Below are 24,868 nucleotides of genomic sequence, written 5' to 3' on the forward strand. Positions count from 1 at the left end.
CGAATCATGCACCTGTTCTCGTCAAGACGAAATCGTGCGCGGCGCGTAACAATCCGCGTTCGCGCGCCCAACAAAATCCAGGACACTTCATGACCGTGATCGTCGTGGCAAATCCTAAGGGCGGCGTCGGCAAAAGCACGCTCGCAACCAATCTGGCCGGATATTTCGCGGCTCAGGGCGAATGGGTCGCACTCGCCGATCTGGACAAACAGCGCTCGTCGCACGCGTGGCTCTCGCTGCGCGTCGACACGTTGCCGAAGATCGAGGAATGGGCCATCGACGTCGATTCTTCCGCGAAGCCGCCCAAAGGTCTGGAGAAGGCCGTCGTCGATACGCCCGCCGGCGTCCACGGCAATCGCCTGTCGCTCGCGCTTGAACTGGCCGACAAGGTGATCGTGCCGCTCCAGCCGTCGATGTTCGACATCCTCGCGACGCAGGACTTTCTCACGCGGCTGTCGAAGGAAAAGGCGGTGAGGAAGGGCGCGATTCAGGTCGGCGTGGTCGGCATGCGTGTCGATGCGCGCACGCGTTCGGCGGAGCAGCTGCATCGCTTCGTCGAAGGGCTCGATCTGCCGGTGCTCGGCTTTTTGCGGGATACGCAGAATTACGTGCAGCTCGCCGCGCACGGCCTCACGATCTGGGACGTGGCGAAGAGCCGCGTCGAAAAGGATCTGGAGCAGTGGGAGCCGATCATCGAATGGGTGTCGAAGAAATGAAAAAGCCGGCGTTCCGTTGAGGAATCGCCGGCTTTTTGAGGCGTAAGCGCGAGAATCAGGTCCAGTTCTGCGTCGGCACGTGATCGCGGTTGCCCTTGATGCGGTTGTCGTCGTCGACGAACACGAGATTCGGCTTCCAGCCTGCCTTGATCTCTTCCTCGTCCACCTGCGCGAACGCCGCGATGATCACGAGGTCGCCGAGCTGCGCGCGCCGCGCCGCCGAGCCGTTCAGCGAGATCATGCCGCTGCCGCGCTCGCCTTTGATCGCGTACGTGGTCAGACGCTCGCCGTTATTCACGTTCCAGATGTCGATCTGCTCGTTTTCCATCAGGTTCGCGGCTTCGAGCAGGTTTTCGTCGATCGCGCACGAGCCTTCGTAATGCAATTCGCAATGCGTGACCGTGGCGCGGTGAATCTTCGATTTGAGCATGGTGCGCTGCATGATGCTTTCTTCCTTCAGATTTCCAGATTGTCGATGAGGCGCGTATTGCCGAGCTTGGCCGCCGCGACCACGACGAGTTGCGCGTCGGTTTCGCCGGCGCCCGGCGCGATCAGGTTCGAGCGCTTGCGCACGCTGATGTAGTCGGGCTTCCAGCCGCGCTCGGCGAGCGCGTTCATCGCGTCGCGTTCGAGTGCGGCGATGTCGCGGTTGCCCGAAAGCACGGCGTCCCGCACGCGCCGCAACGCGGCGGCGAGCTGCGGCGCTTCGGCGCGTTCATCGGCGGACAGGAAGCGGTTGCGCGACGACAGCGCGAGACCGTCTTCATCGCGCACGGTTTCGGCCGCGACGATTTCCGTGGGCAGCGCGAACTGGTTGCACATGGCGCGCACGATCATCAACTGCTGATAATCCTTCTTGCCGAACACCGCGACGCGCGGCTGCACGCACGACATCAGCTTCATCACGACGGTGCACACGCCCGTGAAGAAACCGGGGCGGAATTCGCCTTCGAGAATGTCGCCGAGATTGTGCGGCGGATGCACGCGATACTCCTGCGGCTCCGGATACATGTCCTTCTCGGTCGGCGCGAAGAGCACGTAGACGTTCTCGCTCTGCAGCTTTTCGATGTCGTCCTGCAGCGTGCGCGGATATTTGTCGAAGTCCTCGTTCGGTCCGAATTGCAGACGATTGACGAAAATGCTCGCGACCACGGGATCGCCATGCTGGCGCGCGAGGCGCATCAGCGAGAGATGGCCCTCGTGGAGGTTGCCCATCGTCGGGACGAAGGCGGTTCGGTTCTGGCCGCGCAACTGATCGCGCAGTTCATGGATGGAGCTGATGACTTTCATCGAGCGGGTGTCTCCTGTCGAGCGGCTCGGTTTGCCGCCTCGCGCAAAAGGTAAGGAAAACTAGGCGGGAGAATACGCGAGCCGCACGTAGACCGGCGCGTAGGGTTCGGCCTGCGTGATCTCGATCAGCGATTCGCGCGAGAGCTCGAGCATCGCGATGAAATTCACGACGACCACCGGCACGCCGCGCGAGGTATCGAAGAGCTCGGTGAACTCCATGAAGCGCGCGCTCTGGAGGCGCCGCAGGATCACGCTCATGTGCTCGCGCACCGAAAGCTCCTCGCGCGAGATCTTGTGATGCTGCACGAGCTTCGCGCGCTTGATGACGTCGGCCCACGCGGCGCGCAGGTCGTTCATGTCGACGTCCGGGAAGCGCTGCTCGGCGGACTGCTCGATATAGATGTCCGCGCGCAGGAAGTCGCGGCCGAGCTGCGGCAGGTGGTCGATCTTCTGCGCGGCGAGTTTCATCTGCTCGTATTCGAGCAGGCGCCGCACGAGTTCGGCGCGCGGATCCTCGGCTTCCTCGCCGGTGTCCGCCTTCTTGACCGGCAGCAGCATGCGCGACTTGATCTCGATCAGCATCGCGGCCATCAGCAGATATTCCGACGCGAGTTCCAGATTCGATTCGCGAATCTGGTCGACATAGCCGAGATATTGCGCGGTGACATCCGCCATCGGGATGTCGAGCACGTTGAAGTTCTGCTTGCGGATGAGGTAGAGCAGCAGGTCGAGCGGACCTTCGAAGGCTTCGAGGAAAATCTCGAGCGCGTCGGGCGGAATGTACAGGTCGGTGGGCAGCTTCCAGAGCGGCTCGCCGTACAGATGCGCGATCGCGACGCCGTCGATGGTGTCGGGCGTCGAATCGGTCGCGGGCGTGGCGAGCGCCACGGCGCGGTCATCCCGTGCCTCGTCGCGCTTTCCCTCAGCCGGCGGATGCGCGGACGATTGCGGCGCTTGGCCGGCTGCGCTCACGTTCAGAAGTTCTGGTAATAGACGTAGGGCGTCTGGTTCACGCGCGATTTCTGCTGCTGGCCGCGCTCGTCGAGGTCGATCGGCTGCTTGTCCCACAGTAGCGCGCGGCCGCGGCGCTGTTCTTCTTCCAGCGACGGCTTCTGCTCTTTCAGCTGATTGATGAACTGAGTGATATCCGACTGATACATGATCCGGCTTCCGTTGGGGGCGAGGCGCGAGCCTTCGTGACGATGTCGGCGAACGCGGGAAACCGCATTGCGCCTGTGATTTTTTGCCTGTGCGCGCAATTTTACCGCAAGCGTGCGGCAGGAACGTAGCGCGATCGGCGGCGCGCGGCGAAAGACGCACGCGCGTGCAAGTTTCGCGGAACCCGGCCGGCGCGAGGCCGTCCAAAGGCGCACGCTCGGCGCGCTGCGGGCCGTTTTTTGCGGTGTGCGCGCATGCCGATGTGGTCAAATAGCGCCTGCGCCCGATTGCATCGGCTGCAAGTTTTACCTTTCCATCTCACTTATTTCCCGATGCCGGAGGTCACGTTTGGCGGGGCGTTCGTCTGATCCGCTGCGCGCGTGGCGCGTAAAGCCGCGAGCCGTGAGCCGCTGGCCGGCTCTGTTCGTCGCGTTCATCGCGTTCGGCTTTGCCGCGCCCGCTTTCGCCAAGTACGACATCGACATCGATGCGCCGCGCAGCGTCAAGAAGCTGCTGAAGGAGAACCTCGACATCTCCCGCTTCGCCAAGCGCGACGACGTGAGCGACGACCAGTTCCAGTTCCTCGTCACCGCGACGCCGAAAGACGTGCGCGATCTCGTCTCGACGGAAGGCTATTTCACGCCCGTCGTGCGCACCGACGTCACGACCGTCGACGACAAACGCAACGTCAAGGTAAGCGTCGATCCCGGTCCGCGCACGATGGTTGCCTCCGTGCAACTGCATTTCACGGGCGCGGTGACGACCGAAGATCGCGCGCAGGAAAACGCGGCGCGTTTCGCTTTTTCGGTCAGCGAAGGCGATCCTTTCACGCAAAGCGGCTGGGACGACGCGAAGAACGCCGCGCTCAGGGCGTTGCAGTCCAAGCGCTATCTCGGCGCGAAGATCGTGCGCTCGCAGGCGCGCATCAATCCGCGCGCGCATCTGGCCGATCTCTCCGTGACGTTCGACAGCGGCCCGACCTTCACGCTCGGCAAGCTCGATGTGAGCGGCCCGAAGCGCTATCCGGCGTGGATCATCGATCATGTGAATCCGATCCGCGAAGGCGAGATCTACGACGCCGCGCGCCTGAACGAGCTGCAGCGCCAGATCCAGAACACGCCGTATTACGCGAGCGTGGCCATCGACGCGGACAGCGACGTCAACAAGCCGATCGAGACGCCGCTGCACGTGAAGGTCAGCGAATATCCGTACAACAGCATCCGCTACGGCGTGGGCTACGCGACGGACACGGGCTTTCACATCCAGGGCGCGTACAGCTATCTCAACACGTTCAACGCGGCGTATCCGTTCACGATCTCCGGGCGGCTCGATCAGACGCAGCAGTACGGCCGCGTGCAGCTCGCGATGCCGCCGGATTCGCACGGCTGGGTCAACGCGATATTCGGCTCGTACACGATCACCGATGTATCGAGCACGAACATCTACAGCGCGCGCGTCGGCGTGCAGCGTTCGCGCTCGCGTCAGAACATCGACACGACGTATTCGCTGACTTTTTACGACGACCGCCTGACGCAGAACGAGCCGAATCCGTCGACGGCGCGCGCGCTCGTGCCCGCGTGGAGCTGGGTGCGCCGCGACGTCGACGATCCGCTGTTCCCGCGCCGCGGCAACATCATCCGCGCGGAGGCGGGCTTCGCCGTCAAGAACGTGATGGCCGATCAGACCTTCGCGCGTCTCTACACCAACGCGCTGCAATATGTGCCGCTCGGCAAGAACGATCTGCTCGTGTTTCGCGCGGAGTTCGGCGGCGTGTTCACGAGCGGGCCGTCGAGCGGCGTGCCGGCATCGCTCCTGTTCCGCGCGGGCGGCGCGAACTCGGTGCGCGGCTATAGCTATCTGAGTATTGGCAACAATGTCGCTGGCTCGATCCTGCCGACCAAATACATGGTGACGGGCAGCAGCGAATATCAGCACTGGTTCACGCACGACTGGGGCGGCGCGATGTTCTTCGACATCGGCACCGCGACCGACACCTGGAGCGAGCGCGTGTTCGAGCCGGGCGTCGGCGTCGGCGTGCGCTGGCGCAGTCCGGTCGGCCCGGTCAACGTCGACCTGGCGTATGGACTGAAGAACAAGAGCATCAAACCGTATCTGACGCTCGGCATCGCGTTCTGATGCGCGAGAAGAATGAAGGACATTGAATCGGCATGACGGACCCGACCAAGCAGGCGGACGCTGAAGCACCGCCGCCCGGCAACGCCGGCGGCGACGACGGCGGCGCGAAAAAAACGCCGAAGCGCAGAAGCGGCTGGCGCCGTCTCGCGCGCTGGATCGGCGTGCTCGTGCTCGTCGTCGTGCTGATTATCGGGATCGCGGTCGGCACGGTCTTCTATGTGCTGACGACCGAGCGCGGCACGCGCTACGCGTGGGACGCGGCGACGTCGCTGCTCAAAGGGCAGCTGAGCGGCAAGCTCGACGGCGGCGCGATCGCGACCGGCCTGCAACTGCGCGACGTGCACTGGAAAGACGGCAAGGGCACGGACATCGCGGTCGACAGCGTTTCCGGGCGCTGGGCGCTCACGCGCGAGCCGCTGCGCTTCACCATCGACTATCTGCATGTCGGGACCGTCGATGCGCGCATCGCGCCGTCGACCGAGCCGAGCAAGAAAACGGAGCTGCCGAAGGAGCTGCGCATTCCGATTCAGCTCGCGATCAACGATCTTTCCCTCGAAAAACTGCGTCTGCATCAGGGCACGACGACGACCGAATTCTCGCGCCTGCTCTTCAATGGCCGAAGCGACGGACAGCATCACGAAGCGACGGTCCAGCGGCTCGACACGCCGTTCGGCTCGGTGACGGCATCGGCGAAACTCGACGGCGGCGCGCGTCCGTTCCCGCTCTCCGGCGACGCGGGCTATTCGGGCAAGGTCAACAACGAAACGGTGAACGTGAGCGCACGGCTGTCCGGATCGCTCGAAGACCTGATCGCGGACGTCGACGCGAGCGGCATGAAACTCACCGGGAAGGCGCACGTAGAGGCGTTGCCGTTCGCGGACGTGCCGCTGAAATCGGCGCTCGTCACGTTCGATCACGTGAATCCGCAGGCCTTCAGCGCGGGCGCGCCCGAAGCCGATCTCGCGGTGCGCGCGGAAGTGAAGCCCGTCGAAGGCGCGGACCCGAAGGCGTTCGTCGTCGCCGGGCCGGTGTCGATCGTGAACGCGAAGCCCGGTTCCATCGACAAGAAGCTGCTGCCGCTCATCGATGCGCACGCGAACGTGCGGCTCGACGCTGCCGAGCAAAGCATCACCGATCTGAACGTGCGGCTCTTGAAGAACGCGACCGTGACGGGCGGCGGCGCGCTCAAGGGCGGCAAGGGCAAGTTCGACCTGAAAGTGGCGAAGCTCGATCTGAACGCGATCGAACCGACTCTGCGCCCGACGGACTTCGCCGGTCCGGTCAGCATCGAGCTGGATGGCGACACGCAGCGCATCGCCGCCGATCTGAACGATCCGAAAGCCGCGATCCGCGCGCAAGCCAAGGTGAAGCTCGATCCGAAGCAGACCACGCTCGACGATGTGAAACTCACGGTCGGCAAGGGCCGCGTCGAGGCGAGCGGCGTGCTGAAGAAGGACGCCAATTCGAGCTACGACGTCAAGGCGAAAATCGTCGACTTCAATCCGCTGCTGCTGCAACAGCAGTTGATCGCGCAAAAACCCGCGCCGGTGAAGAAGGGCGCGACGTCCGCGAGCAAGCCCGCCGCGCCGCCGCGCGTGGTGGAGGCGCGCGTGAACGGCACGCTGGCTGCATCGGGCCAGCTCGCGCCGACGCTCACGACCAAGGCGACCTTCAAGCTCACCGACAGCATGTACGACAATCTGCCGCTGACGGGCGAAGGCACCGTGCAGGTCGCGGGCACGCGTCTGTTGCCGAGCAAGGCGTCGCTGTCGGTGGCGGGCAACGACGTCGATCTGAACGGCAGCTTCGGCGCGCCCGGCGACCGGCTGCGCTTCAAGGTCGATGCGCCCGCGCTCGAACGGCTCGGCTTCGGCATCACGGGCAAGGTGAAAGCGGACGGCGATCTGACCGGTTCCATCGCACATCCGAACGTCGCGGCGAACTATCAGGCCGATGGCGTCGTGTTCGGCGCGAATCGGCTCGGCCACGCGGAAGGCCACGCCGATATCCGCGACGGCGCGAACGGCGCGCTCGTCTTCACGCTGAAGGCGCGCGATGCGAGCACGGAAGGCATCGACATCGCGAGCCTCGACGCGAATCTGAACGGCACGCGCGCGCATCACACGCTGGACGTCACGGCGACCGGCAAAGTGCGCGGCCAGCCGGTGAATCTCGCGCTCGGCGCGAACGGCAAGTTCACCGACGCGCCCGACGGTCCGCACTGGGACGGCGCGATCACGAAGCTGTCGAACAAGGGCACGCCGTCGCTGAATCTCGAATCGCCGCTCTCGGTGAGTTACGGGCCGAAGCGTCTCGTGCTCGGCGCGACGCGGCTCGTCGCGGAAGGCGCCGTGCTGAATCTGAAATCGTTCGCGATGGAAAACGGCCGCGTGCAATCGGCGGGCACGCTCACGAATCTGTCGGTGCCGCATCTGCTGGACGTGCGCCAGGAACTGACGGGCGAAGAGCCGCCGATCCGCACCGATCTCGTCTTCGACGGCGACTGGAACTTCACGCTCGGCGCGACCGCGACCGGCTACGCGCAGATCAAGCGCCGCAGCGGCGACGTGACGATCGACGGCACGCGCGGCCTGTCGGCGCTCGGCATCACGGATATTGCCGCGCGCGCGGACTTCACCAACGGCAACCGGCTGAACGCGTCGCTGCATGCGCAGGCGAGCCGCATCGGCGTGATCGACGCGAACGTGCACACGCCGCTCGTCAATCGCGACGGCATGCTCACGATCGACGACAACGCGCCGCTCACCGGCGGCATCGACGCGAACATTCCCGAGCTGCGCACGACGGGCGGCCTGCTCGGCGCGAACTATCTGCTCGGCGGCAAAATCGCGCTGAAGCTCGTGATCGCGGGCATCGTCGCGAAACCGAATCTGTCGGGCTCGCTCACCGGCGACAACATTTCCGCGACGGTCGTCGATCAGGGCGTGCAACTGAAGGACGGCATCATCCGCATCGCGCTGTCGGAGAATCTGGTGGACTTCCAGCGCGTCGAGTTTCATGGCGCGAGCGGCACGCTGCGCGCGACCGGCAAGGTGCGGCTCGACCAGCAGCAGCCCGATCTGACCGCGAACATCATCGCGGACAAGCTGGAGCTGTTCGCGTCGCCGGATCGCGAGCTGATGCTGTCCGGCAGCGCGACGATCGCGAACGCGGGCTTGCAGGGCGGCATGGCGATCGACGGCAAGTTCACGGTGGATCACGCGCTCATCGATCTGCCGGAATCGTCCGCGCCATCTCTCGGCGACGATGTCGTCATCGAGCGCCCCGACGGCACGATCAAGGGCGAGAACCAGTCGATCACGGCGAAAACCGAAAAGCCCGTCGGGCCGTTCACGCCGCGCGCGAATATCGAGATCAATCTGGGGCAGAAATTCCGCTTCAAGGGCGCGGGCGCGGACCTCGGCCTCGCAGGCACGATCACGGCGATGAGCGCGCCGAACATGCCGCTGCGCGCGGTCGGCAACGTGCGCGTGACGACGCCGGGTTCGTCGTACACGGCGTTCGGGCGCAAGCTGAATATCGAGAACGGCTTCTTCACGTTCAACGGTCCGGTGGCGAATCCCGGCCTCAATATTCTGGCGATGCGGCGCAATCAGGAAGTGGAGGCCGGCGTGCAGGTGACGGGCACCGTGCAGGCGCCGGTCGCCAAGCTGATTTCCGAGCCGAGCGTGCCCGACAACGAAAAGCTCTCGTGGCTGCTGTTCGGCCACGGCACGGATCAGGGCAACAACGTCGGCCAGCAGAGCGCGATGACGAGCGCGCTGGCGCTGCTCGGCAGCCAGGGCGGGGCGAAGATCGCGCGCACGGTCGGGCTGGACGAATTCACCGTTGGGTCGAGCGAAGTGGGGCTGACCGATCCGCAGGTCGTGCTGCTGTCGAAGGCGATCAACGAGCGGCTCGTGATCGGCTATGAGCAAGGCCTGCAATCGGCGAGCAACGCGGTCAAGGCAACGCTCAACCTCTCGCGATACTGGGCCTTCACGGTGTACGGCGGGACGTATCAGGGCGTCGATCTGTCCTATACGCGGCGCTTCAATTCGTGGGCGCGATTGTGGTCGTCGTCAGCGTCGGCGGCGCGGGCTTCGGCTGCCGATTCGGCGTCGGCGCCGGCGGAGTCATCGTTGCCGGACGCGGACTGACATCGGCAGCATAAACAAAAAGGGCACGCGAATTTCGCGTGCCCTTTTGCATGTGCGATCCGCCTTGCTTACTTCACGCGCATGCCCGGCTTCGCGCCGCTGTGCGGCTCGAGAATGTAGAGGCCCGGTTCGGCCTTTTCATCCGTGGCCGATGCCGCGAGCACCATTCCTTCGGACAGACCGAACTTCATCTTGCGCGGCGCGAGATTGACGACCATCACCGTCAGCTTGCCGATCAGATCCTGCGGCTGATACGCCGACTTGATGCCCGAGAACACGTTGCGCGTCTTTTCTTCGCCGACATCGAGCGTGAGTTGCAGCAGCTTGTCGGAGCCTTCGACGGCCTTGCAGTCGACGATCTTCGCGATACGCAGATCGACCTTCGCGAAGTCATCGATCGAGATCACGCCGGCTTCTTCCTCTTTCTTCGCAGGCGCTTTCGCCGCGGCCTTTGCGGGAGCCGCTGCCGTTTCCGCGGCCGGCGCGAGCGATTCGCGATTCGCGGCCAGCAAGGCTTCGATCTGCTTCGGATCGACGCGCGTCGTCAGATGCTTGTACGCGTTGATCGCATTCGCCGACGACAGCGGCTTCGCGGCATCGGCCCAGACGAGCGGCGCGATGCCGAGGAACGCTTCCACCGATTCCACGAGCTTCGGCAGCACCGGCTTCAACGCGAGCGACAGCAGGCGAAACGCTTCGAGGCTCACGCTGCAGGTTTCATGCAGCGCGACGGCGTTCGCCGGATCCTTGGCCTGTTCCCACGGCTTCGCGGTATCGACGTAGGCGTTGACGGCATCGGCCAGTTCCATCGTCGTGCGCAGCGCGCGGCCGAATTCGCGCGACTCGTAGAAGCCGGCGATCTGCGGAACGGCCGAGCGCAGTTGCGCGATGAGCGGATGATGCATCGCGCTGTCCTGCACGCGGCCATCGAAACGCTTGATGAGAAAGCCCGCCGCGCGGCTCGCGATGTTCACGTACTTGCCGACGAGATCGCTGTTCACGCGCGCCTGGAAGTCCTCCAGATTCAGGTCGATGTCTTCCATCGTGCTGTTGAGCTTCGCCGCGAAGTAGTAGCGCAGCCACTCGGGGTTGATGCCCGTGTCGATCACGCTCTGCGCGGTGATGAACGTGCCGCGCGATTTCGACATCTTCGCGCCGTCGACGGTGAGAAAGCCGTGCGCGAACACGTTCGTCGGCGTGCGATGACCGGAGAATTCGAGCATGGCCGGCCAGAACAGCGTGTGGAAATACAGGATGTCCTTGCCGATGAAGTGATACTGCTCGGCCTTCGAGCCGGGCTTGACCCATTCACCGAAATTCACGCCGATGCGCTCCGCGAGATTCTTGAAGCTCGCGTAATAGCCGACCGGGGCATCGACCCACACGTAGAAGTACTTGCCCGGCGCGCCGGGGATTTCGAAGCCGAAGTAGGGCGCGTCGCGCGAGATGTCCCAGTCGGCGAGTTTGGCGTCGCCCTTGTCGCCGAGCCATTCGCGCATCTTGTTGGTGGCTTCGGGCTGCGCGAGGCCGCTCACCCAGCCGCGCAGGAATTCCTCGCAGCGCGGGTCGGAGAGCTTGAAGAAATAGTGCGTCGACGTCTTGCGGATGGGCGTCGCGCCCGAGACGACCGAATACGGGTTGACGAGTTCGGTCGGCTGATAGGTCGAGCCGCAGACTTCGCAGTTGTCGCCGTACTGGTCTTTCGCGCCGCACTTCGGGCACTGGCCCTTGATGAAACGGTCCGGCAGGAACATTTCCTTGACCGGGTCGTAGGCCTGCTCGATGTCGCGCGCCTCGATCAGGCCCGCCTGCTGCAGCGCGCCGTAGATCGTGTTGCAGAGGACGCGGTTTTCCTCGGCATCGGTCGAATAGTAGTTGTCGAATGAAATGCCGAAGCTGTCGAAGTCGCGCTTGTGCTCTTTCCACACGCGCTCGATCAGCGCTTTCGGCGTGATGCCTTCCTTCTCGGCGCGCAGCATGATCGGCGTGCCGTGGGTGTCGTCCGCGCCGACGTAGTAGACCTCGTGGCCATGCATTCGCAGCGTCCGAACCCAGATATCCGTCTGAATGTACTCGACCATATGGCCGATATGAATCTGACCGTTCGCATACGGCAACGCGGACGTGACGAGGATCTGGCGGCGGCCGCTTTCGTTGGTGAAGGCGGCGGAGGCTGGAATCGGTGCTGACATAAAGGCGCGGCCCGGTGGGAGTGCTTGGGGTTGTGAAAAAACGCGGAGTTCGATTTTAGCAGGGCGGGGAAAGGCGGGCGGAGTCGGCGGGGGATGACTCGAATTGCTGCTCACGTGCAACGCCAAAATGCATCAAATAAGTTGCATTTTTCATTTGGCGCGAGCTCACGCGACCTCTCAACGTGCACATGCCTCAGGTAGACCGTCGGCTCGACCCGCGTTATTCGTCGAAGCTGGAAGCAATGGAAGCGGCGTTCCGCTCGCTCGGCAAGCGGCTGAATATCTCGATCGCCTGAAGCGCGAAGGGCAAAACCACGCGCCAAAAAAAACCGGGGTCCAATCGGGCCCCGGAGCAACAACGACAAGAGGAGAATGGCAGGTGATGGCATCGCCATCCACCTACCGTAAAGACAGACAGCGGCGCTGCGTCCAAGTTTCAAATTTTTTTCAGACCACTGAACGCCGCCTGTCCCGCGCCTCCGCCGTCACCCGTGCGACGGCGGTTTCTCCTTTCAAATCAGACGCTTTACTGCACTTGACCCGGCTGCGCAGTGGCGCGCAGATAGATTTCCACGCGACGATTCTGTGCGCGGCCGGCTTCCGTCGAGTTGTCGGCGATCGGCTGGGTCTGACCCATGCCCGATGCCGCCAGACGCTGCCCCGCCACGCCGTGCGTCGCGATGTACGACGTCACGCTCTGCGCGCGGTTTTGCGACAGCGTCTGGTTGTAAGCCGCCTGGCCAGTGTTATCCGTATGGCCGACGACGCTCGCGATCAGCTCCGGATGCTGCTGCATCGTCTGCGTGACCGAGTTCAGCACCGGATCGAACGACGGCTTGATCGCGTAGCTGTTCGTATCGAACGAAATGGAGTTCGGAATGTTCACCTTGAGCGAGCCGTCCTGCTGCTCCGTCACTTGCGTGCCCGTGCCCTTCGAGTCGCCCGAAATCTTGCTCTTGATCGACTGCCAGTTGTAGCCGACGATGCCGCCCGTCGCCGCGCCGGCCGCCGCGCCGATCGCCGCGCCCTTGCCGCCGCCGAAGATCGCGCCGATCGCCGCGCCGGTTGCCGCGCCCGCGCCGGTGCCGACTGCGGCGTTGGTGCCCTGCTGCGTTTGACAGCCGGCGAGGAGTGCGCCCACCAGGGCAACGACGGACAGGCGGGTCATCAACTTAGTATTCATGTTCGAGCTCCTTGATTCAACAAGCGTTCGGCGCATGGGCCGACAGTGCGAAAGGGTCTTCGGACGAGCCTCCGGACGACCCTCTACAATAATGAGAAAGGTGCCCGGTTGCCCGATGCGATGCGTCCCCGGAAAGATTTGCAGCGGGATAGTGCAATGCGTACGCGTCGCGCGCAACGGTGCTAACAATTACTTTCAATTTCCTCAGTCTGTTGCCACGGCGCCGCTGGCCTTTAGCAACTACCGTTCCATGGAGTTTCGATGAGCATTGACCGCGCGACGATCGACATCGCCCTCGCAACACTGACCGATCCGAACACCAACCGCAAGTTCGTCGATCTGAAAAGCATCCGCAACGTGTCCGTCGACGGCGCGAACGTCGCGGTGAGCGTCGTGCTCGGCTATCCGGCGAAAAGCCAGTTCGGCGCGATTCGCGAGCTCGTGGAAGGCGCGCTGCGCCGGATTCCCGGCGTCGCGAACGTGACCGTGGACGTGTCGTCGCAGGTCGTCGCGCACGCCGTGCAGCGCGGCGTGAAGCTGCTGCCGAACGTCAAGAACATCATCGCGGTGGCGTCGGGCAAAGGCGGCGTCGGCAAGAGCACGACCGCCGCGAATCTCGCCCTCGCGCTCGCGGCGGAAGGCGCGTCGGTCGGCATGCTGGACGCGGATATTTACGGTCCCTCGCTGCCGATGATGCTCGGCATCACCGGCCGTCCCGAATCGCCCGACAACCAGACGATGAACCCGCTCGAAGGCCACGGCATTCAGGCGAATTCCATCGGCTTTCTGATCGAGCAGGACAACCCGATGGTCTGGCGCGGCCCGATGGTCACATCGGCGCTCGAGCAATTGCTGCGTCAGACCAACTGGAAGGATCTCGATTATCTCGTCGTCGACATGCCGCCGGGCACGGGCGACATCCAGCTCACGCTGTCGCAGAAAGTGCCGGTGACGGGCGCGGTGATCGTCACGACGCCGCAGGACATCGCGCTGCTGGATGCGAAGAAGGGCTTGAAGATGTTCGAAAAGGTCGGCATTCCGATTCTCGGCATCGTCGAGAACATGAGCACGCATATCTGCTCGAACTGCGGCCACGAAGAGCACATCTTCGGCGCGGGCGGCGGCGAGCGCATGGCGAAGGAATACGGCGTCGAGATTCTCGGACAATTGCCGCTGGATATCGCCATTCGCGAGCGCACCGACGCGGGCCAGCCGACCGTCGTGTCGGAGCCGGAAAGCCGCATCGCCGAGACGTATCGTGCGATCGCGCGCCGCGTCGCGATTTCGGTTGCCGAGCGTCAGCGCGACATGACGTCGAAGTTTCCGAGCATCGTCGTGCAGAACACCTGATTTCGAGCGAACGATCGAATCTGCGCGAGCCTTGTGCAATGCGGCTCGCGGTATCATGTCGCCTTCGATGCGCGGCAGCGCGGACGCACGGGGCGTCGGCGGGCCGCCGAGAGGATCGCATGAGACACAGATTCGACGGAAGGGCGCTGCACGCCTCGATCGCGATGGCCGCTTGCAGCGTGTTGCTGAGCGGCTGCGGCCTCATCTTCCAGAATCACGAAAAACGCGCGGACGCGGTGCTCCAGCCGACGGCCGGCAACACCGCACGCGGCACCGTCACGCTGATCGAGCGCGCCGACGGCGTCCAGGTTTCCTACAGCCTCACCGACATGCCGCCGAACAGCGATCACGCGCTCACCGTGCACGAGCGCGGCGACTGCATCGCCATCAGCGAGCAGGATGCGAGTCCGGTGTTCGCGCTGCCTTCGGATCGTAGAAGAACGGCGTCGCGTCTCGAAGGCGAGCTCGGCAATATTCATGCGGACGCGACCGGCGCGGCGACGGGCTTCATTGTCGCAACCGATGTCTCGCTCGACGGCGTGCGCTCGATCATTTCGCGCGCGATCATGCTGCATCGCGAGGCGCTCGACCCGTACGCGAGCGCGCCGCACAACGTGGGCCCCGCGCTCGCGTGCGGCGTGATCCGGCGCTAGCCGCCGCCCGTACGCCGGGCGCGCGGCGCGGCGCGTCAATCGCGTAAAATACCCGCTTTCGTTTGGCCCGCGCGGCGAGCACCGCCGCTGGCCATGCCCCGTTTCACCGCAGGCGGCGGTCGCGAGACCCGAGCCGTTCACCGTTGAGTAGCGTCCCCTATGAGCATCAAATCCGACAAGTGGATTCGCCGCATGGCCGAAGAGCACAAGATGATCGAGCCGTTCGTGCGCGATCAGGTGCGCGTGGCCGAGGACGGCCGCAAGATCGTGAGCTACGGCACGTCGAGCTACGGCTACGACATTCGCGTCGCCGACGAATTCAAGATCTTCACGAACATCAATTCCACCATCGTCGATCCGAAAAACTTCGACGAAAAATCGTTCGTCGACTTCAAGGGCGATGTCTGCATCATTCCGCCGAATTCTTTCGCGCTCGCGCGCACGGTCGAATATTTCCGCATTCCGCGCTCGTGCCTGACCGTGTGTCTCGGCAAGTCCACTTACGCGCGCTGCGGGATCATCGTGAACGTGACGCCGTTCGAGCCGGAATGGGAAGGGTATGTCACGCTCGAATTCTCGAATACGACACCTTTGCCTGCCAAAATCTACGCGAACGAGGGCGTCGCCCAAGTCTTGTTCTTCGAAAGCGATGAAATGTGCGAGACGTCATACGCGGATCGCGGCGGGAAGTATCAAGGACAGCACGGCGTGACGCTGCCCAAGACCTGATTCGCCGCCGCTCTCAGAACCGCACACGGCACACGCTTGTCGAAAGACCGCTGGCTTCGAGATTGCCTCTCGGGCAGCGGTCGTTTCCATTTGGAGATTCGCCCCATGAAGTTTCGCTTTCCCGTCGTCATCATCGACGAAGACTTTCGCTCCGAGAACATCTCGGGTTCCGGCATCCGGGCGCTTGCCGAGGCGATCGAAAAAGAAGGCGCCGAAGTTCTCGGCCTGACGAGCTACGGCGATCTCGCCGCGTTCGCGCAGCAGTCGAGCCGCGCGTCGTGTTTCATCTTGTCGATCGATGACGAGGAATTGCTGCCATACGCGGAGAATGTGGTCGTCGAAGGCGATACGCCGGAACTGGCGACGGCCATCGTCGCATTGCGCGCGTTCATCACCGCGGTGCGCAAGCGCAACGCCGATATCCCGATCTTCCTGTACGGCGAAACGCGCACGTCGCGCCATCTGCCGAACGACATCCTGCGCGAACTGCACGGCTTCATCCACATGTTCGAGGACACGCCGGAGTTCGTGGCGCGGCATATCATCCGCGAGGCGAAGGTTTATCTCGACGCGCTCGCGCCGCCGTTCTTCAAGGAACTCGTGCAGTACGCGGACGAAGGCTCGTATTCGTGGCATTGCCCCGGTCACTCGGGCGGCGTCGCGTTCCTGAAGAACCCGCTCGGGCAGATGTTCCACCAGTTCTTCGGCGAGAACATGCTGCGCGCCGACGTCTGCAACGCGGTCGAGGAACTCGGTCAATTGCTGGATCACACCGGCCCGGTCGCGGCGTCCGAGCGCAACGCGGCGCGCATCTTCGGCGCGGATCATCTCTTTTTCGTGACCAACGGCACGTCCACGTCGAACAAGATCGTGTGGCACGCGACCGTCGCGCCGGGCGATATCGTGCTCGTCGACCGCAATTGCCACAAGTCGATCCTCCACGCGATCACGATGACGCACGCGATCCCCGTGTTCCTCACGCCGACGCGCAATCACTTCGGCATCATCGGTCCGATTCCGCGCGACGAGTTCAAGCCGGAGAACATCCGCAAGAAGATCGAGGCGAATCCGTTCGCGCGTGAAGCGCTTGCGAAGAACCCGAAGGTCAAGCCGCGCATCCTGACGATCACGCAAAGCACGTATGACGGCGTGATCTACAACGTCGAAATGATCAAGGATCTGCTCGGCGATCTGCTCGACACGCTGCACTTCGACGAAGCGTGGCTGCCGCACGCCGAATTCCACGAGTTCTATCAGGACATGCACGCGATCGGCGCGGGCCGTCCGCGCACCGGCGCGCTCGTGTTCGCGACGCACTCCACGCACAAGCTGCTCGCGGGCATTTCGCAGGCGTCGCAGATTCTCGTGCAGGACAGCGAGAACAGCACGTTCGACCGCCATCGTTTCAACGAGGCGTATCTGATGCACACGTCCACGTCGCCGCAATACGCGATCATCGCGTCGTGCGACGTCGCGGCCGCGATGATGGAAGCGCCGGGCGGCGAGGCGCTGGTGGAAGAGTCGATCGCGGAAGCGGTCGATTTCCGCCGCGCGATGCGCAAGGTCGATGCCGAATACGGCGACGACTGGTTCTTCAAGGTCTGGGGCCCGGACGCGCTGGCGGAAGAGGGCATCGGCGACCGCGAGGACTGGATTCTCAAGCCCAACGACCGCTGGCACGGCTTCGGCGCGCTCGCGGAAGGCTTCAACATGCTCGATCCGATCAAGGCGACGATCATCACGCCGGGACTCGACGTGGACGGCGAGTTCGGCGACACCGGCATTCCGGCCGCGATCGTGACGAAGTATCTGGCGGAGCACGGCATCATCGTCGAGAAGACGGGGCTGTACTCGTTCTTCATCATGTTCACCATCGGCATCACGAAGGGCCGCTGGAACTCGATGGTCACCGAACTCCAGCAGTTCAAGGACGACTACGACAACAACCAGCCGCTGTGGCGCGTGCTGCCGGAGTTCGTCGCGCAGCATCCGTCGTACGAGCGCATCGGCCTGCGCGATCTGTGCGAGCAGATTCACAGCGTCTATCGCGCGAACAACATCGCGCGTCTCACGACCGAGATGTATCTCTCCAGCATGGAGCCGGCGATGAAGCCGTCCGAAGCGTTCGCCAAGCTCGCGCATCGCGAGATCGACCGCGTGCCCATCGACGAACTCGAAGGCCGCGTGACGTCGATCCTTCTGACGCCGTATCCGCCGGGCATTCCGTTGCTGATTCCGGGCGAGCGTTTCAATCGCACGATCGTCGATTACCTGCGTTTCGCGCGCGAGTTCAACGAGCGCTTCCCGGGCTTCCACACGGACATCCACGGGCTCGTCGGCGAGATGATCAACGGGCGCATCGAGTACTTCGTGGATTGCGTGCGCACCTGACGGTTCATCGCGGCATCGAACCCGAGCCGGCTCGCGGGCCGGCTCAGAAGATGATCGTCGCGGTGATCGTGTCGCGGTATCGGCCGGGCAGCGGAGCGGCCTGCGTCGGGACTTCTCCATAGACCGGGAAGTTGACCGCGTCTCCCATGCTGATGCCCGTGCCCGCCGTGGTGCCGGCGGTTCCGTCGCCCCAGATGACGGTGTGCGCCGAATTGAAATAAAGCTGATAGCTGACGGTTTCGGTGCCGCCTATTCGCGTCATCTTGCGTGACGTGATGCTGCCGCCTTCGGACGCGCCGCCGTTCAGGTTGATCGTGTATGCGGTGCCCGGCGTGCAGGTCGCGGTGACGGAGCCGATCGTCGCGAGCGTCTGATTCAGCGAGGTTTGCGTGCCGAAGGACATCGGCGTGGCTCTGATCTCGCAGTCGGCGCCCACATTGACCATCGTGGTGAATGCGGCCGACTTGTACGGCGCGGTCGCCGTGCTGCAATTCGGCGGCGTGCCGGTGTAACCCACATAGACGAAATAGGTGTCCGCGGCGGTGAAGTTCTGCGTGTAGGTGCCGGTCGGCACTTGCTGCTGCGGCGGTATTCGCCCGTAGAACGGCTCCTGCGCCCACACGTTGCCGCTCGGGTGCACGGGCAGATCGAGAATGTAAGGCACGGTCGACGGGTTCAGAATCGATCCCCACACGTTCACGTGATCCGGGTCGACGTACAGGTTGTAGTTGAGCGTCGCGCCGCCGGGGCCGGTCAGAACGCGCGGCGCCGCCGTGCCGATGTTCAGGCACAGACGAACCGTCGACGTGCTGTAGCCGCTGCAATAAATGATCACCGCGCCGACGACCTCGGTCGGTTCGGTGTACGTCGTGTCGTAGGCGCCGAAGTCGGTGTAGCTCACGGTGAAGGAGCACGTCTGCGCCTGCGCCGCATGCGGCAGCGCGAGCAACGCAAAGAGCGCGACGATCATGATCGCGCTCTTCCGGAACCACGATCGCACTCGCATGATTCACTCTCCCTTGTTGCCTTCGCCGCCGGCTTGCCGATCCTGACAGACGAACGGTCCGATCTGCGGCAGTTCGTGCGATGAACCGGCATCGAACGGCACGTGCGCGGCGCAGTTCGTCCCGCGTCCGCGGATGGTCACGGTGTTGGCGGCGTCGAGCGTGTTGAAGAAGGCGAGGCCGTCGAAGCCGACGATCGCCGTCTCGTTCGTGCTTTCGTTGGTCGCGGCGGACCCTTCGCGGATCGGCGCGCCTTTCGCATCGACAAAACTCACCGATGCGCCCTGATACTTCGACATCCCGAAGCGCGCGAGCACGCCCGAGCGGCGTTCGGGCGCAACGTCGATCTTCGTGGTTTCGATACGCGCATCGGCGGGCAGCGCGAGCGGGTCGATCGCAATCTGATTGCGCTGATACGACTGCAAATCCGGCACGAGCAGATGGCCGCCCGAATTCGTCAGGCCGACCTTGCGGTTCTCCTGCGTCACCGGCACGTTCGCGACGCCATCGGTGGAGACGAGCGCGAAGCCGTCGGTGATGGTGCGCGAGGGCAGCAGGGCGCCGTCCATGAAGGCGAACGCGCCGGTCATCTCGGCGGTGCCGGTCGTCGTGCCGTTGAAGCGCTGCGCCGTCGCCTGGAATTCGCCGAAGTTCGTGCGATAGTTCGCGCCCGCGAAGCCGTGCCGGTAATCCGCGCCCGCGCCCGCCTGCACGGTCCAGCCCCAGCCGCCGCTGAAATCGGCGGGCCGCGACGCGGTGACATCCGCCGTGGTGTGGCCGCCGGATTGCGAGAGCGTCGTGCCCACCGCCATGTTGCCGCCGAGCGCGATCGTCAGGCCGATGGAGCCGCCCCACACGTTCTTCTGCAGAAAGTCGCGATAAGCCGTCGCGAACAGCGACCAGCGCTGCCCGAACTGCGCGTTGTACGCGAGCGTGACGACGCGCGCGTGCCCGGAAAAGCTGTCCTCGGAATCGACATAGCTCACCGTCGCGGATTGCGTGCGCAGGAAGGAGACCGAGGCCGTCGCCTGATAGACGTGCTGAAACGTCGACGTGCCCGAGAGCGCCGCGACGTCGCGATATCCGCTCGACGCCTGCGTGCCTTGCAGGCTGACGGAGTATTTCGGCCCGATGTACTGATAGCCGAGGCTATACAGCGAGCCCGTCATGCCGTTGATCTTGCTCGCCGCCCCCGCCGTGCTGAACACGCCGAAGCCGCCCGTGCCGATCACCGCGCCCGCGCCGCCGTTGACGAGTCCCTGACCGCCTTCGGTGTGCGCCTGCAAGGTCAGCCAGTCATTGACGCCGTAGCTGTACACGCCGCTGTAGACGGGCGAGTGCTCGTAGTCGAAGGAATCGAGCGTGTAGTTGTCGCGCAGAAAGCCGACCTCGAACGAGTAGCTGGACAGTCCCTTCGACAGCAGCCGCGCATCGATGTATAACGGCACGCTCGTCGTCACGCGGCGGCCGAGTGCATCGGTCACGACGATCTGCGCGACGCCCGCGCCGTTCAGCGTCGGCGGTTGCGCGATCTGAAACGGTCCGGGCGCGACCTGGCCGCTGTACTGGCGCAGGCCGTTGACATAGAGATCGACGGCGGAAGGCACGGCGGCCGAGGCGGCGAACATCGGCAGAGGAAACGTGATGAGATTCGGCCGCAGCGTGAAGTCGCGCTGAATCTGGAATCCGCCGAAGCGCACCGAGCGCGACCACGGCAGCGATCCCGACACCGAGTCGCCGACGGTCACCGTAAAGAGCTTCTCCGGATTCGAGTAGGACCAGTTCGTGTCGAGCCGCGTGTAGCGGTTCGAGCTGCCTTCCGTATCGATCCAGGTGCCGGTGTTGTCGAAGACGCCGAAGGGTGTGAAGAGGCGCTGCTCGCTCCAGATGCCAAGCGTGCTGCCGTGATCCTCGCCGTATTCGCGTGTATAGCTCACGTCGTAGTTCATCAGAAAGCCGGTGCCCGGCGTGGCCTTCGGCTGGACCGGCAGCGGGTAGCCGATCCGGCGCGTGGTCTGACGCGCTTCCTCGACATTCAGAATCGCCTGCTGGCGCGCGGGCGCATACGTCGCGCGCAGGCCGGGAATCGTCGAGAGCGCGAGCCAGCCGTCGGCGCCCGGCTGGAGATCGCTCACGCGAATGCCCGCGGCTTCGAGGGTGCGCGGCTGGGCGTAAAGCTGGCCGTTACGCAGTTCGAAGTCCGAAGGCTCGCCCAGATTCGTGCCGTTGATGACGATTTCGAGCACGAGTTGCTGATTCGTTTCGGCGAGCGCGGGGAAGGGCTGGCCGCGCGGCGCACCGGACAGGTTCGGCAGATCGGCGGGCGAGCCGCCGGTGATTTCGACCTGCGCGATCGCCGCCTGCGACATCAACACGAGCGCGAGGCCGCCGCGAAGGCGCCAGCCGCGATCGCCGCGAGCCTTTTGGCCCGGCGCATTTCCGCCGATGTCTGCGATCGAGACCATGCCCGGCGCGCCGCGCGGTGATCAAGGCCCGCTGCCTTCGCCGAGCCTGCCGGTGACGGGCGCGCCGTTGACCGTCGCCGCCACGTCCGCGGGCTTGCCGTGCAAGGCGCGTGCGGTATCGGGCAGCATCCACGCGCGCATGCGGCCCGGCAGCACGTAACCGAGCAATCCCGGCGATACGGGTATCGTCGTGGCGTCGCTCCTGAGCGTGACGGCGCTCAGTTGCGCGTGAACCTCACCGCTATTCATCACCCGCAAATACGGCTTGCCGTTCTTTTCGACGATGCTCCACTGCAGCTTCGGCTTCTCCATTTCACCGGCGGATGAAATAAATAGTGGTACAGAATATCGAAAGCGAAATTGAACGTTCGAACCGGCGGGCGCGCCCTCGGGCGGCAGTTCATCGATCAGCAACCGATACGCGCGCTCCTGCGGCACGGGCGCCATGCTCGCGCGAATCACGCGGATGACCTGCGTTCCGCCCGCCGGCACTTCGGCGATCGGCGGACTGGCGATGATCTCGCGCGTCGGCGTCAGCTTGTCCTTTTCGTCGTCCTGGTCCCAGACGAACGTGCGCACTTGTGCGTGGATGGGCTCGTCGCCCTCGTTGCTCAGGTTGATGACCTTGCCGTTTTCCGCGCCCGTGAGCTGGATCGTGACCGGGGAAATTTGCAACGACGCGGCGAACGAAGCGCAGCATTGCAGAAAGAGAAAAACCGCGCAGGCGCGCGGTAGAAGTGTGGTCATAGTCGGTCTCCTTCTGTATTCCCAACTATCCCAGTGATAAAACTTTATTGGCCAACAAGCAAGCATCCCGCGCGGTGGCGGGATGCTTTCGACCGGCCGAAACGCGATTCTTAGAACACGACAGTCGCGGTGATGGTCGACGAATACGCGCCGGGCGCCGGCGTGTCTTGCGACGGCACGCGGCCATAGACGGGAATGACTTGCGCGCCGCCGTTGCCCGTGCCCGCGACCGTATCCGTGCCGGTCGTATTGCCCCAGACCTGCGTGCGCGCGACGTCGCTGTAGACGTTGAAGCTCACCGAGGTGTCGCCGGCCGCGTTGGTCATCGTGCGTGCGGCGATGGTCGAGCCGGTGGCCGTGCCCGCGTCGAGCGCGACGTTGTAGGGCGTGCCCTTCGTGCAGGTGACCGACAGGCTGCTGTTCTGGTCGACGTTCTTGTCGAGCACGCCGGTGCTGCCGAAGTCGAGCGGGTTGGCGGAGATCGAGCAATCGTCCTGAACGGTCAAGGTGACGTCGAAGGTCGCGGTCTTGCTGGCGGCGATTGCATTGGGCGATGCGGCGATGCCGAACGCAGCGGTACTTGCAACGATGGCGACGATGGCGGCTTTCTTGAACACGTTACGCATGTGGAACTCTCCTGTAGGAACAAAAAGGGTTGACGCTGGTTTCGTTTGGCGTCGTCTGAACATGGGTAAATATTAGGGAAAGCCGGTCTAGGACTGAATGAGACGGTTCTTAATTGAGATGGTGTAACACGCTGTTTCGCTTGCTGTAATTAGCGTGCAGCGGTTTTCGAGAGAGTGCTGGAGTTGCGCCTTCGCGCATGTGAAAACGGCCTCCCGAGGGAGGCCGCTGGCTTCGTGCATGTCAGGCCGTGCTGGCCTGAATCAGGGGTGTCGCTAAATCAGATCAGGCCTTCGGCCTTCAACGCGGCCTGCACGCCGGGGCGCGCACCCACGCGCGCCTGATAGGCGACGAGTGCCGGCCACTTGCCGAGGTCGAGGTCGATGTGCTTCGCCCAGCCGAGCACGGTGAACAGATACGCATCGCCGATGCTGAACTCGTTGCCGAGCAGATATTGCGTGCTGTCCACCTGCTGCGCCACGTAGTCGAGACGGCGCTGGAGGTTCGCCATTGCGGCGGCTTTCCAGTCGCTCGTTGCAGCGGGATTGAAGAACGGCGAGAAGTTCTTGTGCAGTTCGGTGCCGATAAACGTCAGCCAGCCTTGCAGACGGTAGCGCGCCATCGCGTCGGCGAGCGGCGCGAGGTGCTTCTCGGGCGCCTGATCCGCGACGTATTGCATGATCGCCGGACCTTCGGTGAGGACTTCACCGCTGTCGAGCTGCAACGCCGGCACATAGCCTTTCGAATTGATCTGCGTGAAATCCGCGCCGCTCGCGGTGAGCTTGGTTTTGAGATCGACCGCTTCGATGTCGAACGGCAAACCCGATTCGACGAGCGCGATATGCGAGGCCAGCGAGCAAGCGCCGGCTTTGTAAAAGAGTTTCAAAATTATCTCCGGGGTGAACCGCGCAGCATTATGAACGAATTCATCGATGCGTTCGTTTCGCCTCGGGAAATACACAGATGCGCGTTCTCGCCCCGCGAGCGCTTCAATCGAGGATATAGCCAGGCGCGTCCGATGGCGGAATCGGCGCGCGCTCGAACGCGGGATCGGCCACCATGTCGTGCAACGCCGCTTCCAGCGACGCGCAAATCGCGTTCAGCGCGAGATCGTTTTCTTCGAGGCCGAACGGGTCTTCGATCTGCGCGGCGATCGCTTCGAGCGCCATGAACGCATACGCGACGAGCAGCGCGAAGAGCGGCGTGAGCAGGCCCGCGCCATCGACGAGGCCGAACGGCAGCAGCACGCAGAAGAGATAGATCGTGCGGTGGATCATCACCGAGTACGAGAAGGGCAGCGGCGTCGACGAGAGCCGCTCGCATCCGCCGATGACCGCCGACAGCGCGTTCAGATTGTGCTCGAACGCAAGCTGCGCATAGCCGTCGATGACGCCTTCGCGCTTGCGTTGCGCGACCCATTCACCGAGCCACAGCAGAATCAGCGCGGGCTTGCACTGCGCCGCACGCACGCGCGCATGCAGTTCCGGCGGCAGACGCGGAGCCAGGTCCGCGAGGGCATCGGTGCCGCGCAACTGGTGGCGCAGCGCATGCGCAAATCCGCCGATGGCCGCGACGAAACGCCGAGTTTCAGCGGCATCGGCCGGATGCGGCAGGCTGAGCGCTTGACGCGCGAGCGAGCGCGCCGTGATGACGAGCGATCCCCACAGCTTGCGGCCTTCCCACCAGCGCTCGTAACTGGCGCTGTTGCGAAAGCCGAGAAACACGGCCAGCGCGATGCCGACCAGCGCGAAAGGCGGCGTGCCAAGCCCGATGGGATAGGTACGCATGTGATCGTGCATGAAGATCGCCGCGACGGACAGCACGAAGATGAGCGCGAGCCGCGGCAGCAACTGCGGCAGCACGGAGCCGCGCCAGACGAACAACAGCCGGAACCAGTTCAGTTGGGGGCGGACGATCATGACGTGAGCACCATGCGATTCGAAATGTTGAATGATCGACATGATAAAGGCGCGGCGAAGAGCGTGCGCGTCGACTGTTTCAGCAAGCGAATCACAGGCGGTTCGCGCTGCCCATGTTCGTGCTAACGCAAGCCTGCCGCGGCATCTAGAA

Annotated in this window: 19 protein-coding genes; 7 read left to right on the forward strand and 12 right to left on the reverse strand. The window is 64.0% G+C overall.

Going from position 1 to position 24,868, the window contains the following annotated elements; all coding sequences use genetic code 11:
* Positions 1 to 89 precede the first annotated feature (89 nt).
* The gene (locus tag AWB76_RS00490) at positions 90 to 716 is read left to right on the forward strand and encodes a ParA family protein (RefSeq protein ID WP_061158178.1); all 627 of its coding nucleotides are present in this window, start codon (positions 90 to 92) and stop codon (positions 714 to 716) included.
* Between the two features lie 55 nt (positions 717 to 771).
* Here the strand turns inward: AWB76_RS00490 and panD are convergent, their stop codons facing one another.
* From panD to AWB76_RS00510, 4 genes are all read right to left on the reverse strand, one after another.
* Entirely contained in the window at positions 772 to 1,158 is a 387-nt protein-coding gene (panD, locus tag AWB76_RS00495) for an aspartate 1-decarboxylase (protein ID WP_061158179.1), read from the reverse strand.
* A 14-nt stretch (positions 1,159 to 1,172) separates the two neighbouring features.
* Complete coding sequence (panC, locus tag AWB76_RS00500; RefSeq protein WP_061158180.1) at positions 1,173 to 2,006, reverse strand: pantoate--beta-alanine ligase; 834 nt, start codon at positions 2,004 to 2,006, stop codon at positions 1,173 to 1,175.
* 60 nt (positions 2,007 to 2,066) lie between these two features.
* Complete coding sequence (locus tag AWB76_RS00505) at positions 2,067 to 2,894, reverse strand: segregation and condensation protein A (protein WP_061158522.1); 828 nt, start codon at positions 2,892 to 2,894, stop codon at positions 2,067 to 2,069.
* Between the two features lie 86 nt (positions 2,895 to 2,980).
* A complete protein-coding gene (locus AWB76_RS00510; RefSeq protein ID WP_208606527.1) occupies positions 2,981 to 3,169 on the reverse strand; it encodes a DUF3460 family protein in 189 nt (62 codons plus the stop codon).
* A 397-nt stretch (positions 3,170 to 3,566) separates the two neighbouring features.
* Between AWB76_RS00510 and AWB76_RS00515 the strand changes: the two genes are divergently transcribed.
* Together AWB76_RS00515 and AWB76_RS00520 are read left to right on the forward strand one after the other, a co-directional pair.
* Positions 3,567 to 5,300: an autotransporter assembly complex protein TamA gene (locus AWB76_RS00515; RefSeq protein WP_244173188.1), complete on the forward strand. Its 1,734-nt coding sequence runs from the start codon at positions 3,567 to 3,569 to the stop codon at positions 5,298 to 5,300.
* Between the two features lie 32 nt (positions 5,301 to 5,332).
* Positions 5,333 to 9,460 carry a translocation/assembly module TamB domain-containing protein gene (locus AWB76_RS00520; RefSeq protein WP_061158183.1) on the forward strand — a complete coding sequence of 1,376 codons (4,128 nt, stop codon included), beginning with the start codon at positions 5,333 to 5,335 and terminating at the stop codon, positions 9,458 to 9,460.
* Between the two features lie 68 nt (positions 9,461 to 9,528).
* On the opposite strand, the gene metG is transcribed toward AWB76_RS00520, so the two are convergent.
* Positions 9,529 to 11,652 (reverse strand): methionine--tRNA ligase, encoded by a 2,124-nt coding sequence (metG, locus tag AWB76_RS00525; RefSeq protein ID WP_061158184.1) that lies wholly within the window; start codon positions 11,650 to 11,652, stop codon positions 9,529 to 9,531.
* Positions 11,653 to 12,178: 526 nt separating this feature from the next.
* Positions 12,179 to 12,835, reverse strand: coding sequence for a YiaD family glycine zipper/OmpA-like lipoprotein (locus AWB76_RS00530; protein ID WP_061158185.1), 657 nt, complete (start codon positions 12,833 to 12,835; stop codon positions 12,179 to 12,181).
* 261 nt (positions 12,836 to 13,096) lie between these two features.
* Here AWB76_RS00530 and apbC point away from each other — a divergent pair, with 261 nt between their 5' ends.
* The 4 genes from apbC (at position 13,097) to AWB76_RS00550 (ending at position 17,958) form a co-directional block, all read left to right on the forward strand.
* Positions 13,097 to 14,185, forward strand: a complete 1,089-nt coding sequence (gene apbC / locus AWB76_RS00535) for an iron-sulfur cluster carrier protein ApbC (protein WP_061158186.1) — start codon at positions 13,097 to 13,099, stop codon at positions 14,183 to 14,185.
* Positions 14,186 to 14,304: 119 nt separating this feature from the next.
* Positions 14,305 to 14,838 carry a superoxide dismutase family protein gene (locus AWB76_RS00540; RefSeq protein ID WP_061158187.1) on the forward strand — a complete coding sequence of 178 codons (534 nt, stop codon included), beginning with the start codon at positions 14,305 to 14,307 and terminating at the stop codon, positions 14,836 to 14,838.
* Positions 14,839 to 14,997: 159 nt separating this feature from the next.
* The gene (dcd, locus tag AWB76_RS00545) at positions 14,998 to 15,567 is read left to right on the forward strand and encodes a dCTP deaminase (RefSeq protein WP_061158188.1); all 570 of its coding nucleotides are present in this window, start codon (positions 14,998 to 15,000) and stop codon (positions 15,565 to 15,567) included.
* A 105-nt stretch (positions 15,568 to 15,672) separates the two neighbouring features.
* Positions 15,673 to 17,958 carry an arginine/lysine/ornithine decarboxylase gene (locus AWB76_RS00550; protein WP_061158189.1) on the forward strand — a complete coding sequence of 762 codons (2,286 nt, stop codon included), beginning with the start codon at positions 15,673 to 15,675 and terminating at the stop codon, positions 17,956 to 17,958.
* Between the two features lie 43 nt (positions 17,959 to 18,001).
* Here the strand turns inward: AWB76_RS00550 and AWB76_RS00555 are convergent, their stop codons facing one another.
* From AWB76_RS00555 to AWB76_RS00580, 6 genes are all read right to left on the reverse strand, one after another.
* Positions 18,002 to 18,964: a Csu type fimbrial protein gene (locus AWB76_RS00555; protein ID WP_061158190.1), complete on the reverse strand. Its 963-nt coding sequence runs from the start codon at positions 18,962 to 18,964 to the stop codon at positions 18,002 to 18,004.
* Positions 18,965 to 18,967: 3 nt separating this feature from the next.
* Positions 18,968 to 21,427, reverse strand: a complete 2,460-nt coding sequence (locus AWB76_RS00560) for a fimbria/pilus outer membrane usher protein (RefSeq protein WP_063936292.1) — start codon at positions 21,425 to 21,427, stop codon at positions 18,968 to 18,970.
* A 21-nt stretch (positions 21,428 to 21,448) separates the two neighbouring features.
* On the reverse strand, positions 21,449 to 22,174 hold the full coding sequence (locus AWB76_RS00565; protein WP_061158191.1) for a fimbrial biogenesis chaperone: 726 nt from the start codon (positions 22,172 to 22,174) through the stop codon (positions 21,449 to 21,451).
* A 110-nt stretch (positions 22,175 to 22,284) separates the two neighbouring features.
* Positions 22,285 to 22,800 (reverse strand): Csu type fimbrial protein, encoded by a 516-nt coding sequence (locus tag AWB76_RS00570; RefSeq protein WP_061158192.1) that lies wholly within the window; start codon positions 22,798 to 22,800, stop codon positions 22,285 to 22,287.
* 278 nt (positions 22,801 to 23,078) lie between these two features.
* On the reverse strand, positions 23,079 to 23,684 hold the full coding sequence (gene gstA, locus AWB76_RS00575) for a glutathione transferase GstA (protein WP_061158193.1): 606 nt from the start codon (positions 23,682 to 23,684) through the stop codon (positions 23,079 to 23,081).
* 103 nt (positions 23,685 to 23,787) lie between these two features.
* Positions 23,788 to 24,717: a bestrophin family protein gene (locus AWB76_RS00580; protein ID WP_061158524.1), complete on the reverse strand. Its 930-nt coding sequence runs from the start codon at positions 24,715 to 24,717 to the stop codon at positions 23,788 to 23,790.
* Positions 24,718 to 24,868 lie beyond the last annotated feature (151 nt).

The sequence above is a fragment of the Caballeronia temeraria genome (assembly GCF_001544795.2).
In the GTDB taxonomy this organism is placed as follows: Bacteria; Pseudomonadota; Gammaproteobacteria; order Burkholderiales; family Burkholderiaceae; genus Caballeronia; species Caballeronia temeraria.

Coding starts and splice junctions, on each gene's coding strand:
- AWB76_RS00490 (WP_061158178.1), top strand. CDS start 90: ATGACCGTGATCGTCGTGGCAAATCCTAAGGGCGGCGTCGGCAAAAGC.
- panD (WP_061158179.1), bottom strand. CDS start 1,158: ATGCAGCGCACCATGCTCAAATCGAAGATTCACCGCGCCACGGTCACG.
- panC (WP_061158180.1), bottom strand. CDS start 2,006: ATGAAAGTCATCAGCTCCATCCATGAACTGCGCGATCAGTTGCGCGGC.
- AWB76_RS00520 (WP_061158183.1), top strand. CDS start 5,333: ATGACGGACCCGACCAAGCAGGCGGACGCTGAAGCACCGCCGCCCGGC.
- metG (WP_061158184.1), bottom strand. CDS start 11,652: ATGTCAGCACCGATTCCAGCCTCCGCCGCCTTCACCAACGAAAGCGGC.
- AWB76_RS00530 (WP_061158185.1), bottom strand. CDS start 12,835: ATGAATACTAAGTTGATGACCCGCCTGTCCGTCGTTGCCCTGGTGGGC.
- apbC (WP_061158186.1), top strand. CDS start 13,097: ATGAGCATTGACCGCGCGACGATCGACATCGCCCTCGCAACACTGACC.
- AWB76_RS00540 (WP_061158187.1), top strand. CDS start 14,305: ATGAGACACAGATTCGACGGAAGGGCGCTGCACGCCTCGATCGCGATG.
- dcd (WP_061158188.1), top strand. CDS start 14,998: ATGAGCATCAAATCCGACAAGTGGATTCGCCGCATGGCCGAAGAGCAC.
- AWB76_RS00550 (WP_061158189.1), top strand. CDS start 15,673: ATGAAGTTTCGCTTTCCCGTCGTCATCATCGACGAAGACTTTCGCTCC.
- AWB76_RS00555 (WP_061158190.1), bottom strand. CDS start 18,964: ATGCGAGTGCGATCGTGGTTCCGGAAGAGCGCGATCATGATCGTCGCG.
- AWB76_RS00560 (WP_063936292.1), bottom strand. CDS start 21,427: ATGGTCTCGATCGCAGACATCGGCGGAAATGCGCCGGGCCAAAAGGCT.
- AWB76_RS00565 (WP_061158191.1), bottom strand. CDS start 22,174: ATGACCACACTTCTACCGCGCGCCTGCGCGGTTTTTCTCTTTCTGCAA.
- AWB76_RS00570 (WP_061158192.1), bottom strand. CDS start 22,800: ATGCGTAACGTGTTCAAGAAAGCCGCCATCGTCGCCATCGTTGCAAGT.
- AWB76_RS00580 (WP_061158524.1), bottom strand. CDS start 24,717: ATGATCGTCCGCCCCCAACTGAACTGGTTCCGGCTGTTGTTCGTCTGG.